Genomic DNA, 14115 nt, shown 5'->3' with positions numbered 1-14115 from the left:
TCTTATACTCTGTGCAGAACAGGATGAGAACATGGCACATTTTTGCATGAAGGAGCTTTCTGATGATTAAGCGTTTTCTGGTCGTCTCGCTTGCTGGCTTGACGCTGGCAGGTTGCGTGAGTAACGACACCCTTTCTGGTGATGTTTACAGTGCCAGTGAAGCAAAACAGGTACAAAGCGTTTCTTACGGTACGCTGGTTTCTGTTCGCCCGGTCAAAATTCAGGGTGGTGATGAAAACAACGTCATTGGTGCCATTGGTGGTGCCGTATTGGGTGGTTTTCTCGGTAACACCATCGGCGGCGGCAGCGGCCGTAGCCTGGCAACCGCTGGCGGTGCCGTGCTCGGCGGTGTAGCCGGTCAAGGTGTACAGAGCACCCTGAACAAGAGTGATGGCGTTGAGCTGGAGATCCGCAAGGATGACGGTAACACCATCATGGTGGTACAGAAACAAGCCGCAACACGCTTCTCAGTTGGCCAGCGTGTTGTGATGGCATCGAATGGCAGCCAGGTAACGGTGTCTCCGCGCTAAGCTTTGCCGCTGACGATCCCCTCTCTGTCTTGAATCCGGAAATAGTCTTTATTTCCGGATTATTATGCACGTGCTCCTGCGACTAGTACTTATGCGCCAGCATATGGAAGGCAATATCATTCCCCATTTTCTTCTTGATCGCTGACTTATGGATATACACGCTTTTAACGCTACAGCCCAAGAGCGTGGCGATTTCCTGAACCGTCCGGCCAGCGTAAATCATCGCCAGGACATGCATCTCTCGCTCGGTCGCAACCGGCGTTTTACTTTGCCTGTCACTGCCGCCACACAGCCTTTTTTTTAAATCACGCATAAAGTTGCCCATCCCCGCATCAGTTGAGATAACACCTTTGATACTGGTTGATTTTCGCCACCAATAATGTGCAATCGCGATCATTCTTCGGTCAGGAATGAGCACCATTCCCATGCCTTGCGCGGAGAGAAACGTCAGCCATTCATCATTAATGAATAAACCGAGATTTCTCAAAGAGCAATCAATAATCAGGGTATCTTCACTTAACTCGCAGCCATTACCCTTAAAAATCAACTCATGTAACGCCAATTTTAAATAATCGTTACCCTCCGGCCAAAGCACTAACTTTTTATCCGTGCAAAATTCAACGTTAAAATCTTCGTCACCACCAATACGACAACCGAGCCGGCATCCCATGCAGCTCAATGCGCCAACAATCCTCTGTTTCAAAAAGGCTTACCTCATCCATGTATGTTACCGCCATTCTCACTCGCTGGGGTAAATTACGCAGGGTGATGACCTTTGAGAAATAAGATTTCTCTCAGATTGTAATTATTTACCTTTTTAAAGATTATCTTAGTAGTTGTACAACCTCTCCTCTGATCAAGATCAAAGCGTGCGCTTGTTAAAGACATCATAGCGAAAGTACATATCACAGGCCATCATGAACTCATGATGCCATTTCCACCAAGTGTGTAAAAAGTAATAACCTATACAGGGTAGAAAACAGAGAAAAAAGTAGAGTTCAAATCCAGGCTGCCAATGCAATAGATTTAATGCACTGCTGATCAGTATAATCCATAGCAATAGAACCCACTCAACAATCAATAGTCTGACGATAAAAGGCATCATCGAAAAAGTGTTTAAGGGAATGGAGGTTGAAAAGTAAAAATCTATTTCCTTCAACAAGATCCGACCTAAGAATACGTATCGCTTAGGCAGACGCGTAAAAAATAAATTTATGGCTAACACAATTGTACAAAGCATCAGCATGGCCACCATTAGCCTGGCGGAAAAGAAACCTTCCCGTATGGAAAAATCGGCACTCGCTGCCAAAGGACTGACTGAAATAAGATTCAGCACAGTGACAGAACAGAGATAGCACATGACATATTGATACATATGCCGGTATTTCACCCCTGGTGCAACAGCGGTCAGGACTTGCCGGATGTACAGCGGTCTAACCCAGCGAAACACCAGATAAATGGTGAATGGCGAGATGAGAGACAGATAAAGCATGGGATAAAATTTTGCGGAACTTAACAAACATACGTTTGCCACGGTCCAAAATACAGCTAGCGAGAGTGCACTGAGCAATATCGGTCGTGAAACCACATTCAGCACCGGGTGACATCGCTGGCCATTAAAACGATCGACATCAACACGACCCAGGACGCAGCTATACGCCCATGAAGCTTTAAGGTCATAAATAATGTGGAACAGCATGATAGCCAGCACTGCACTAACAGACCATGCGTTATTCTGTGTCAGTTCGTAATCATTATTCTTCCAATAAAAACCCAATACAATAAAAATTAAAACATAAAAAAAAGGAATGGCTCTTTTATCCTGAAAATAGATAAACTTCTGATAATCTGGAATCATGCGACACCCGTAATATTAAATCTTGCGACAATGCAGCGTCATGTCCGGTGTGAAACCGGCAAAGTCATGCAGCATATGCCCGAGGTAGGGTTTATGGCTCACTTCAACCAGTAGCGGTTTTGCCGGATGATCTAACAAATGGTTAATCGTATCCGTCCATTTAACCGTATGGGTAAAATGCAGTGATAAATTCTGTTTTATCTGTTCCAGCTCAACTTCTTCTGTGCCGGTAACATTCATCAGAACCGCATAATCAGGACGCTTGATCGCCACCGTCGCTAAAAAATCGCGCATGAGACTGACCCCCTTCGCCATTAATCGACTATGCCAGGCACCACTGACACCGGGTTTGATGACGGCATAGCCTTCCCCGACCAGCCGCTGTGCGAACGCGGTAAGTGCCGGGGTGTGCCCACCAATAACCTGTTGGCGCGGGCTGTTATCACAGCTCACATCCAGATCAGCATCAAAACGGGTCATCATTGCGCTGATCGCCTGATAATCCACGCCCTTAACGACGCACATCGCGCCTTTATTTTCCAGGCTCAGCTCATGCATTAATTGCGCACGAAAGTGGATCACGTTAAACAGATTTTCCAGCGTTATGGCATTGGCGGCATACAACGCACTGTATTCCCCCAGACTATGGCCGCAGCTACTGATGACGGCGTCAGCATGGAGTTTTTCTCGCAACAAGGCGTAGAGTGAAATGTTAATTGCAGTCACTGCCAGTTGCTGGCAGGACGTTTGTACCAGCTTGTTCATGGGGCCTTTCAGGCAGAGGCGGCGAAGATCCATGCCTGAGATATCGCTTGCGCAATCCCAGATTTGCCGGGTTGTCTCGTTAATACTCCATAAATCCGCGCCCATGCCGATAACCGGGTTGCCCTGGCCGGAAAACATCAAGCTGATCGGCTGCCGTGGTCTGCTATCCATAAAAGAACCTTAAAAAGTGTAATGAAAACCCATATAGGTGCCAAAAGTTTCACCAAACAGGCCGAATTCCGAATGTTTATTGCCCACCGCCGCATAAATGCCGGTATATATTTCCATCTGTTTGTTCAGACTATTCAGTCGTCGGGTGAACGTTACCCCAAGCATTGAACTCTTATCCGTTATATTTAAAACCGACCAGGGATGAAGAGTGCCATGCTCATCAAGAACAATGCTGGCATAACTGTTAATATAATGTTTTCCGATAAAGTGACCTTTTCCGGTCGTATTATAGATCTCCGAAGCCATTAAATATTTATAATTATCAAAGGCACTCTCCAGCGCAGGATTTTGCGTTCTTTGGTTGAGAAAATTAATCAGATCGGTTTGTTTACGCCATTGTCGCGCAGAATAACCTGCACTTTGAAAATAGTACGCTACGCCAAACTGGCTAAAACGGTCGCTGGTATATTGCAGGCCCAGCGCCAGTTCGACGTTTTGTTTCTCAGGAGTATGGTAGAGCGCATCAGGAAAAGTGTAATTTTGCAACTGACTTACCTTTTCCTCATCCAGATGTCGCCATGGTGACTTTCGGTGCCAGGCGAGCTCACTATTAAATGTCAGCTGTTGCGATACATTATAGCTATTGCCCAGCGCAACAGCGGGCGTATCTCCCAGCATGAGGCTGGCAGAGGGAACGTTATTGCCGTAGCGGTAGTCTGTATAACTCAGTAAATAACGTTCATTGCTATTTGACCGTTCGAGTGAAGACCAGGCAGTAGACGATGCATAACGAGCTCCCGGTTGAGTTAATTTCGGCGCGACGGAGAATGACAATGCGTGTTGCTCACCGGTTTCGGACAGCTCTGCCCCCCAGGATGACTCCGTTGTGGCTTGCTTCATCGCCGGATGGTATATACGCGTAGGTTTGAAGCCGCCAGCGTAGTTGTTCAACAAATCGGCCGGAGATACGAGATAGAACAATCCGCGATGACGGCTTATTTTCCCGGTTTCCAACTTGATGGTTTCACTAATGTTGTAAGTAAGGCTTAGACGGTCAAACAGCAATTTGGCTCGCTGATCATCTTGCTCGAATGTCCCGGTATGGCGCAATGGATAATAAGCGAAGCCATACAGAGCCATATTGAGTCTTAATTGATCTTCAACCAGCGAACAACGGTTACTGTATTTAATCGCGATGTCGTTATAGCCATTATAAGCCTGCCAGGGACGTTGTCCTTCAACCTGCCAGATCGCCGATTTTTTGCGCACCGCAGACATCTGGCTAAATAGCGCCACATCGCCATCAGACCAACATGCAGCGACTTTTTCTCCAGGTAATATCGCGAGTGGCAACATTAACCAACGAAGCGAAGGCATCAGTTATCCCCTCGTTGCATCGACTCACGCGTGAAATGGGATAATGGCAGGGCTTCGAACCTGAGATTACTGTATTCCATCACCGAATAACCGTTACCGTGGCGTGTATCTGTCACCACAATGCGCGCCGGTCTCTCCTTGCCCAATAACGGTTTGTAATCCTGATACAGCACCTCTTTCATCAGTTTGTTATCCTGGGAAAAATAGGCGGCTTTGTACGGCCGATAGCTGCCCTTTTCCACCAGATAATTGACTTTCGGCCAGGTCACTTCTGGCGATTTCCGTTGCAACTCAAGTTGATAACAAATAGCGTTTCCACAGCGTAGATCGTCTGACAAGGTTGCGTCGTAGGCATCCTCGAAGTTCGTAACAATGACGTCACCGTTTGAGATTTGGCCTACCAGTCTTTGTTGCCGGGAGATCGGAATGGGACGACGCAGTTCCGGTGTGTAAAACCAGAGATCGTACCAGTCCGACAGCATCACTTTGCCTTTATCCTTTGGTGGGAAAATAAAGCGTATCAGTGAGCGCGCTTCTGCCTGCGTTTTATCTTCAGGTTTCAGAAAACGCATCGATATATCCAGAATCTGCTTATTCGTGGGTCCTGCAACACCGGTTTGATACTCCAGCACAGTTACGGTATAGCGAAACGGTTTATCCGGTGAACGAATGGCATCCGAGGCGCGGATAATATCCCGTGCCGATTCTCCCCAGGCACAAGTTGAAACTAAAAATGAAAACAAAATGACGAAGCTGGCATAAACGTTCATACTCTTATCCCTGAGCTGATTTAAATGCATCGGCAATATTGAGCCTCGATGCTCTTAGTGAAGGTAATATGGATGCCAGTGACGCCGTTAATATTGGCAACACCAACGTAATCCAGATCAGATCGACATTGTCGGTTTTAATAAATGCGGTGTAACCTTGCGTCTGCCCCGGAGAGGGTGGCATCACAATCCCCTGAATATTGATTATGCTGGCCAGAGCAAAACCCATTGCCAGGCTAATTATTGCCCCGAGTACACCAATGAAACTGCCTTCCAGGAAGAACAAGCGTGAGATATGCCCTGGCCGAAGCCCAATTGCCCTTAAGGTCGTAATTTCGCGGGTTCTTTCCATGACATTCATGCTCATCGAATTACTGATCATAAAAACCACAATCAGTGCAACAATAAGTTTAATAAAAAAATAAATCCCTGACAGCAAACTCTCCACCTGTTGATAGAATAGCGACAACGTTTTCCAATCTTTGACAATCAGGGGGAGATGGTTATCGGCGATATATTGCTCCAGCTTTCCTCTGAACACATTGAGATCACGATCGTCATTGAGGAGAATAACAATTTTACTGACACCGTCCGTATCCATTAATCGCTGTGCTGTTTGCAGCGGCATTTTCAACGCGACGTCATCATAATCTTTTATTCCAGAGGAGAATACCCCTCGCACTTTGAGCGACAATGCCCCTTGCCCACCGTAACTATTAACCACCAGCATATCCAGCCAATCGGCATAGTGTGCATTAAGGGATCGCGCCAGACCGCTACCCAGCGTTATTTCATCATGTTTTACCCGTGATAAATCGCTACCGGAGATTAACTTATCAAACGAGCCGAGCCTGACAGCAGGAAGGGGTTCTATGCCGAACGCTGAGAAAAAACTCGATGTCTGGTGTTCATAGTGGGAAACCACACCAGAAAACTCCAACTGCCCGGAAATGGTCGATATATATTTAGATAAATCAGCGCGTTGAAGAATTCCATTTTTCAACCTCTGGTAATCACTAATGATAGTTTTATTCTTGTTAGAGGTGGTGAAATATGATCTGTCATAAATTTGGATATGTCCAACATTAGTACGCACTGTTTGTTGCTGTAAAATCCAGAAAGAGTAATCGATAAATCCACCATAGAGAAATATCGCTACGCCCCCAAGCATGATTGCAAACAAAGTCGAAACCGTGCGTCTCTTATGTCTGAACATATTTAAGAAAGCAAACTTTGCATCCTGACAGGTAAATATGACGCTGTACATCATGAATCCTATGATCATGAAAACAACGCTACTGATGACAATCATGAAAATATCCATTTACTCACCTTTCACCAGCGGGATCAATATGTCATTGATTTCGTTGACGTCCCAGTCAGGTGCACGATCACTTTCCAGTGCTAAAAACGGCAAGTCACTCTGATGGCTATTTTTCATTGCTTTCATCAGCGCATCAGCACGTGCACTTTCATCACAATTACGCAAAGCGCGATAACGCATCAAATTCACTTTCGCCAGCAGGGTGGCGTCAAGCCGGTTACTTTCCTCCAGGAATATCTCCGTATCATGCAATGTCACGACACAACGCCCCAGCGTAGCGGGGAGCCAGGCATCAACCCTTGCTCTCAAATAACGAATACGGTGATTTGACTCATAACTATCGACGGCTTCATCGAGAAAGAAGAATCCCAGCTTGGCATATTCAGATGCCTTCACATAGTCATTGAGTAACTCAAAATGGTTTGCCAACTGCAACATCGCATAGGAATAAAAAATCAGTGAAACAGGTTCATTCTGGCGTTGATACTCCTCAAATAAAGCATCGCTGGTGTTTAATAATGCATCGGGTTGGCTGGGAAAACCTAATTGGATAATTTTCTCCGCAACCGGCAACGGCGCAAGTTTTGCCATCCCTTGCTGAGATGCAAAGAAACCCGCAAGTATAATGAGTATTATCTTATAGCGCTGTATCACCGACTAACTCTCCATCCTTGATTTCAATAACACGTTTGGCGCGGTCCTTTAATTGCGTAGAGTGTGTTGAAATAATAAATGTCGTGCCCGTCTCCTGGTTAATCTTCATCAACAGATCAAGGATCGCCTCGCCGGTAGCTAAATCGAGGTTTCCGGTTGGCTCATCGGCAACGACCACCGCGGGTTTATTCGCTAACGCTCGGGCGATCGCCACACGTTGTTGCTGGCCGCCGGAGAGTTGTCCCGGACAGCGGTCACGCAGTGCGTTGATTCCCACACTATCGAGATAGTGCGACGCCAATTCCCTGGCGGCTTTCCTGCTATAATTGCCATTCAAAATCAACGGGTAATATACGTTATCAAATGCACTCAATACGGGAATAAGATTGAAGAACTGAAAGATGAAACCCAGACATTTACTTCTGATAGCAGAGAGTTGATTTTCATTCAGATCGTTGAGCGCTTTATCCAGAAATAACGTTTCCCCTCGCGTTGGCTTGTCGATTCCTGACAAAATATTTAATAACGTACTTTTACCGCTCCCCGAAGGACCACACAGCGCGAGAAACTCACCTTTCTTGATCTCCAGATTAATATGCTTTAACGCATCAACTTTATTTTCACCCAAACCATAACTTTTCCATACATCGATAAGTTGTATTGCGGGTAACGCCTGTATGCTGTTTGTCATCATCTATCCCTGATGGTATCGATTAATAGCGCGTGTCAAACCAGCTATAACCACCAAAATTATCCGGCACCAGCGTGCGCATTTTCCCGTGGCCTGGCGCTGCCTGCTGCGCCAGATAAATCCAGCTCAGTGCCGGGGAAAGACAACCGCTGCCGCCATACATCTCGACGAGATTCACTACGTGGTATGACGGCTCTTTATCGACGTTTGACAACTGCTGTTCGATGGCCGACTTTCTTAGCCCGCTACAGGCAAACAGATTAACCTCTGGCTGATTCTCAACCAGGCTCGCCTGCCAGTTTTTGTCAATCTCGGGTGTAATGTACTGCCCACAATTAACCTGCAATTCAGCTTCTCGCTGACTAAAAATAAAACAACCGACACGTTCAACTGATCGATTCATGACACAATCGTTATTGCTGATTTTGTCACTCCTGCTCGTGGAAATATCCTCTTCAGAAAACACCAAAATGGGCACTGCACGATACGCGGCGCAAATCACCACAAAGTCAAAAAGTTGCCATTTCAGATAGTCCTCCGCTAACTGCATTGCCTGCATCAATGACTGTTTTTCCCCGCGAATTTTGCAGGTGAAATCGCTGGCGGAGAATTTTTTCACTAAATTCTTCGGCAGCGTATCGATCATCGCGGTATGCAAAGCACTGGAGATATTCTCAAAAGGTGCTGATTCTCCCCAGCTGTCTACATAAATAAAAGCCGTGCGCGATTTGAACAATTGCATCCGCTCGCGTGCGGTTAATTTTTGCAATGCCGTTTCAGACACCTGCTCCATCGCATCGATATACTCTTTGTAAGAGGGTGTTCTGATCATCTCTCTGGCATACTCATTGTGATGAGTACCAAAACGTTTAAATCCCCAGGCATGTGCTGCGGTTGATTTAAGCGCTTGCTTATACAAATGCGACTCCCATACGTTGAGCCAACAGGGGTAATAAAGATATACGCTTTCCCGTGGCTCCATCATGGAGAATGAAGATAAAAACATATGACTTCCTGTCTATGCCTGATGTCTGGTATCACTGTTGGACATCACCAGTGCGATAATTGAACCATCGACACCCAATCCTGTTTTCAGCAAGTGGTGTTTGTTGTGTTTTACAATTCCTTTATTGACCCACAGATGCGGGGCGATATTTTCACGGATTGCTACGTTTCCCACCGGGGAAATAAGTTCGCCACTACATAATGTATAATGACCAATGATTAAATCAATAATACCGGACCCCGTCGGGTTATATCCTATCTGTCCTTTATAAGCCAGCACAGGTAGCGAATGTTCCGCCAGCAATGTGGCTAGCGCCTGCGCTTCCGCTTTGTCGGTGGCCTCTGAGCCGTTGCCATGCGGCAAAATAGCGCATAACTGCTCATAATGAATGCCGGCATTGCGGATAACCTTATTCATTAATTTCAGCAAATTAGCACTCAATTGTGCGGCATCATTCCCTCTACCCGAGCTGATTTGTTGATACGCTGAAGTCAGACATATTCCACCCGCCAGTCCCCGACGATGCCGATGTCTGGCGCTTTCCAGCACCATCCCACACTGCCCTTCGGCAAATAACACGCTTTTGCTTGTTTCGCCAAAGGGCTGTACTTCTTCACTCTCCAGCATCGATTGCCCGGCAAGAAAAGCGATATCCTGGGTAGTAATCTGTGAACAATTAATGACCACTACCAGGTCAATGTCCCCGCTTGCTATCGCCTGAATGGCCAGATGCACAGCAGACAGTGCTGAATTGCTGGTACACTGCAAATTGGGTGGCGCATATTTAAGACGATATTTCTCCGCGATATCATGCGCCAATTTATCCTGACAAATTTTTGCCACATGCAAATGGGTGATCGATTTATTCAGTGTGACATCTTCAATATCGTTGTGATCATAAAACGCTTTATAATCGTTCACATCCACCCGCGGCCCTAATCCGCTCAGATACACCCTGACATTCTCACCCGAAAGGCAATGAGCATCGAGCATGGCATGTTCCAGCGCTTGATCAATTAACGCAAAAACCTGTTCAGCCAGACTTTGTTTCTTCAACGCCAAGCGGGCAACCCGCTTGTTATCTTTGATTCCACATTTCACGGCAGCCTGATCAGAGACAAACCAATACTCTGTCGCCGCCATCTTGCCCTGCTTCAGGTTTTGAATTAACGCTTCGCCAGTGTCGGCAAACGCCAGTTTTGCGCTGTATCCCGAGATAAGGGTGACATGGTCCAAAATATTAGCCCTTTATAACAAACGCGGTGTAATTCCCACCTTCATTAGCGCCAACCAACAGTACCTGTCGGATGGTTTTTTTCAGGGGGGTGCGAACAAAGTTAATACGGTCATCGCAGAACGTTTCGGTGTATGGAATCGCAGGGATCGCTTGCTTCTTGATACAATCAACAATCACCGCGAGATTTAACAATGCCGCACAAGAGTCGACAAAACCGAAAAATGCATTGTAGTTAACCACCGGTACGTGTGGATTCTCACGCTGGAACGTTTGGTGAATCGCACCGAGTTCTACCTGTACACTCTCCGCCGCACCATTGGTGGTACCGCAAACCAGGTCAATTTCCGCTGCGGTTATACCGGCGTCACACAATGCCCGTTGCATGGCCAGTGCCATTGCATGGATATTCTCTTCCGTCTGCTGCGTATCGAAGTAGCTGTTGCTGTTTGATTTTCCATATCCCATGATCTCTGCCTGCACCTCAATATGACGCGTCGCTGCGGCCTCCAGATCCTCTAACAACAGCATGCAAGCTCCCTCACCCGGCACAAACCCTTGTGGATTTTCACCGTATATCTGGTATTCACATGCCTCAGACGTCATCTGAATTTTTTTTGTTGCCGCGTCCATATACAGCGACATGGAAGGGAAATATTCATCCGCCCCGCCGACCAGCACTTGAGGTTGTAACTGCTGACGTACCATTTCGTAACCGTAAGCCAGGGCACCCAGCGCCGCGTTCTGCCCGTTTGCCAAGGTGGTGGTATAGCCTTTGATACCTTCGGAAATGCCACAAAAGGTGGCAATCGCGTTCATAAGCGAGCCGGGAAATTCGGAGGTTCGCACTTTCCGAGGGTCCGGCTTCAGGCTCTGCAGATATTTATAGGTTGTCTCCTGTGGACCGCGCGCCATCCCCATCACTAACCCTAACTCTTCGCCATCACGGCGGATCTTGCGCTGCGCATGATTTAATGCTTCCACCAGTGAGATCAGGGCAAAAGTGCTGCCACGCGTCGCTTTACGTGGATCGTAGCGCCGCAGATGTTTGCGCGGTTCAAGATTCTGCACCTGGAAGGTTTTAAAACTGGGTACATTTTGCTGCGAGGTAAACTGGCCGGTTTCTTTCAGCACATCCAGTAACTCTCTGGCTTCAGCCAGCGTATCTTCATAAAACCCGACCGGGCTCAGTTCGACAGCGTTTTTCTGCGACCAGACATATTCAAGAATGTCGTTAAGACTGTGGCCGATGGCGGATACAGCACCCATGCCGGTAATGGCAACCCGCCTGGCAAAATATGTCGTGGGTGGCACAACCTCTGGTCTGGTGCCAACAATCATGCAGCAGTTGTTACCCCCGAAGGCATAATTGTTCTTCATGAAAATATTGACTTCTTTTTCTCTGAACGCGTTTGGCACGTAATCCAGATCACAGTTGGCACGCGGCACAGTGAAATTCAGCGTGGGCAGCAAATTATTTTGCGGCAAGGTCACCAGGCAACTAATCAATTCGACAATCCCGGCAGCACCAATGTTATGACCGAGGAAAGATTTGGTTGAACTGACCGGTAACCTCTCAATGTCAGAGAACACTTTCTTCATCGCCAGCGTCTCAATGCGATCATTGGCTTCAGTACCGGTACCATGCGCGTTCACATAGTCGACCTGATCTGGCGTGATCCCGGCATTTTGCAACGCTTTGTTCATCACCTGCACCGCGCCGCTGGCGCGCGGGTCTGGCCCGGTTTCGTGATAGGCATCGCAGGAGGTGGCATAAGAAAGAATTTCGCCATAAATGGTCGCACCACGGGCAAGCGCATGCTCATACTCTTCCAGCACAATGGCACCCGCCCCCTCACCGATGGACATCCCGGAGCGGCCAGAGAAAGGCGAGCAAGACGCCGGATGCATCACGTTCAGAGCATAAAACCCGGCAAACGTGGGCAGATAGATCGGCTCAGTGCCCACTGCCAGCATGGTGTTGTTTTTACCATTTTGGATAAAATCAAACGCGATACCGATGGCGTTAGGACTGGCGGTGCAAGCAGTGGCAACCAATTCCGTCCCGCCCTTCAAACCGAGTAGCGTCGAAACGCTGGCACAACAGGATGAGAAACCGCCGGAGTAAATGGCTTTCTTGAGTGAGAAGTCCTGAATACGCTGCTCAAACAGCGGCAAAAACGCCTCAGTGCCAGCAGAAGAGACACCAATAATTAAGCCGGTATTAGCCAGACATGCGTGATCATCAACCAGGCCAGCCTGAGTTAATGCATCCTTACTGACTTTATAAGCCCACAAAGCAGCATTATCCTGGGTTTCCAGGATCTCGTCAGGGATCGCCGAATAATCGATCTCATGCAGTACCTCAGCCGCGCGTGCATTTTCAAACCATTGAGAAAAACGCTGACTGTCAGCCACGCCGCATTGTTTATTCAGCAGTGCCTGTCTGAAATCTACTATATTATCTGCCAGGGATGATAATATTCCCATCCCGGTAATGACCACTCTTTTTCTGTTCGTCTTCATAACGGATTCACTAAACTTTAATGCCGGATAATGCGCACTTCGGCTTTGAAGGGTCGATATAACTGTGTTCAGTTGGGTTTACCCACATACTGAAATTATATATAAAAGGGAGATTATGCGTGGTAGCGGCAACATCGCCTGCCGATGTTCGAAGAGTAAAACCGGCAATATCAGACCATGCGTATGGGCTATCAATTAAAGCCAGTGCGATATAAGATTGTCTTGCGGGTGAATAACCACCTTTGACAATCACCCCAACCTGTACACCGTCCACCAGGACTTTGCTATCAGCCGCGATATCACTGCATCCGGCAACGGGCATGATGCCCACTAATTTGCGCTCAATACCGGAACGGGAAAACGCTTCAACTGCAGATTTGCCAATAAAACTCTCTTTATCGTATTGAATAGCCCACTGCATCTGTAATTCAAGTGGATTACGGGTGTAGTTTTGATAAATGGATGCATCCCAACAAGGATTTTCAATGCGCACAATCTGCTGGTAATCCAGACCCGCAATTTTCAGCTGATATTTATCACCCTTATCAACCAATTGTTTCCATACACCCACCAGCTTCTGCTGTTCACCAACCACTAAATAGGAAAACTCACCGTGTCGGCCACAACGGAAAGTCATCAGGCCATCATCGGTATTCATATATTCATGATAAGGCAGACCGATGATATCAAAGCCGTAAATTTCAGAAAGCAGCTCCCAGGCATACGGACCTTCCAGCAAAATTGCGCCCCATTCTTGCGCCTCTAATGCATTGATCTCAGGGATTTCCTGAATATCCAAATCCTCTCTGTTTTCTAAAATACACTTAAGGCGTTCTATCACTTCACCTGAGGAGAGCGATTCAGAGAGAATATAATACCCTTCGGCTGTGCATAGCATATAAGCATCTCCCCATACCGAGCCATCTTCATTCAGCAGCAGTGTATAAATCCCTTGCTCGTCTCGAATGATGGAAATATCAGCTGAAGCCAGATGATTTACCAACGACCATGCATCATCTCCCACTACGCTGACAATGGACATGTGTGAATAGTCCACCAACAGCACATTTTCTCGTACTGCTTTATAAGCCAGATCAACGGGGCTGTAAGAAATTGGGATTTCTTTCCCATTGTACACACCCATTATTGCCTTGTTTTCTAAATGCATGCTATGAAGAGCACTCATAAAATCACCCTACGATAATAAAA

Annotated in this window: 13 protein-coding genes; 1 reads left to right on the top strand and 12 read right to left on the bottom strand. The window is 47.0% G+C overall.

What is annotated here, in order from left to right; all coding sequences use genetic code 11:
- Window positions 1–62: 62 nt before the first annotated feature.
- Window positions 63–530: an outer membrane lipoprotein SlyB gene (slyB, locus tag PAT9B_RS08720; RefSeq protein ID WP_013508888.1), complete on the top strand. Its 468-nt coding sequence runs from the start codon at window positions 63–65 to the stop codon at window positions 528–530.
- Between the two features lie 82 nt (window positions 531–612).
- Here the strand turns inward: slyB and PAT9B_RS08715 are convergent, their stop codons facing one another.
- The 12 genes from PAT9B_RS08715 to PAT9B_RS08660 all read right to left on the bottom strand — a co-directional run bounded on the left by PAT9B_RS08715 (window position 613) and on the right by PAT9B_RS08660 (window position 14092).
- On the bottom strand, window positions 613–1233 hold the full coding sequence (locus tag PAT9B_RS08715) for a helix-turn-helix transcriptional regulator (RefSeq protein ID WP_013508887.1): 621 nt from the start codon (window positions 1231–1233) through the stop codon (window positions 613–615).
- A gap of 159 nt (window positions 1234–1392) precedes the next feature.
- Window positions 1393–2388 carry a hypothetical protein gene (locus PAT9B_RS08710; RefSeq protein ID WP_013508886.1) on the bottom strand — a complete coding sequence of 332 codons (996 nt, stop codon included), beginning with the start codon at window positions 2386–2388 and terminating at the stop codon, window positions 1393–1395.
- A 15-nt stretch (window positions 2389–2403) separates the two neighbouring features.
- Complete coding sequence (locus PAT9B_RS08705; RefSeq protein WP_013508885.1) at window positions 2404–3324, bottom strand: ACP S-malonyltransferase; 921 nt, start codon at window positions 3322–3324, stop codon at window positions 2404–2406.
- Between the two features lie 9 nt (window positions 3325–3333).
- On the bottom strand, window positions 3334–4701 hold the full coding sequence (locus PAT9B_RS08700) for a hypothetical protein (protein WP_013508884.1): 1368 nt from the start codon (window positions 4699–4701) through the stop codon (window positions 3334–3336).
- Window positions 4701–5501: an outer membrane lipoprotein-sorting protein gene (locus tag PAT9B_RS08695; RefSeq protein ID WP_223300467.1), complete on the bottom strand. Its 801-nt coding sequence runs from the start codon at window positions 5499–5501 to the stop codon at window positions 4701–4703. The genes PAT9B_RS08700 and PAT9B_RS08695 overlap by 1 nt, the downstream gene beginning before the upstream one ends.
- A complete protein-coding gene (locus tag PAT9B_RS08690) occupies window positions 5476–6795 on the bottom strand; it encodes an ABC transporter permease (RefSeq protein WP_013508882.1) in 1320 nt (439 codons plus the stop codon). Before PAT9B_RS08690 ends, PAT9B_RS08695 begins: the two co-directional genes overlap by 26 nt.
- Window positions 6796–7449 (bottom strand): hypothetical protein, encoded by a 654-nt coding sequence (locus tag PAT9B_RS08685; RefSeq protein ID WP_013508881.1) that lies wholly within the window; start codon window positions 7447–7449, stop codon window positions 6796–6798.
- Window positions 7433–8140 carry an ABC transporter ATP-binding protein gene (locus PAT9B_RS08680; RefSeq protein WP_041525776.1) on the bottom strand — a complete coding sequence of 236 codons (708 nt, stop codon included), beginning with the start codon at window positions 8138–8140 and terminating at the stop codon, window positions 7433–7435. The genes PAT9B_RS08685 and PAT9B_RS08680 overlap by 17 nt, the downstream gene beginning before the upstream one ends.
- A gap of 22 nt (window positions 8141–8162) precedes the next feature.
- Window positions 8163–9146: a hypothetical protein gene (locus PAT9B_RS08675; RefSeq protein ID WP_013508879.1), complete on the bottom strand. Its 984-nt coding sequence runs from the start codon at window positions 9144–9146 to the stop codon at window positions 8163–8165.
- A 12-nt stretch (window positions 9147–9158) separates the two neighbouring features.
- Window positions 9159–10382, bottom strand: coding sequence for a beta-ketoacyl synthase N-terminal-like domain-containing protein (locus PAT9B_RS08670; protein WP_013508878.1), 1224 nt, complete (start codon window positions 10380–10382; stop codon window positions 9159–9161).
- A 4-nt stretch (window positions 10383–10386) separates the two neighbouring features.
- The gene (locus PAT9B_RS08665) at window positions 10387–12906 is read right to left on the bottom strand and encodes a beta-ketoacyl-[acyl-carrier-protein] synthase family protein (RefSeq protein WP_013508877.1); all 2520 of its coding nucleotides are present in this window, start codon (window positions 12904–12906) and stop codon (window positions 10387–10389) included.
- Window positions 12907–12916: 10 nt separating this feature from the next.
- Window positions 12917–14092 carry an aminomethyltransferase family protein gene (locus PAT9B_RS08660; protein ID WP_013508876.1) on the bottom strand — a complete coding sequence of 392 codons (1176 nt, stop codon included), beginning with the start codon at window positions 14090–14092 and terminating at the stop codon, window positions 12917–12919.
- Window positions 14093–14115: the final 23 nt, after the last annotated feature.

This window comes from Pantoea sp. At-9b (assembly GCF_000175935.2).
Taxonomy (GTDB): domain Bacteria; phylum Pseudomonadota; class Gammaproteobacteria; order Enterobacterales; family Enterobacteriaceae; genus Pantoea.
The sequence above is the reverse complement of the archived record's forward strand: the minus strand, read 5'-3'. Positions and strand labels throughout refer to the sequence as shown.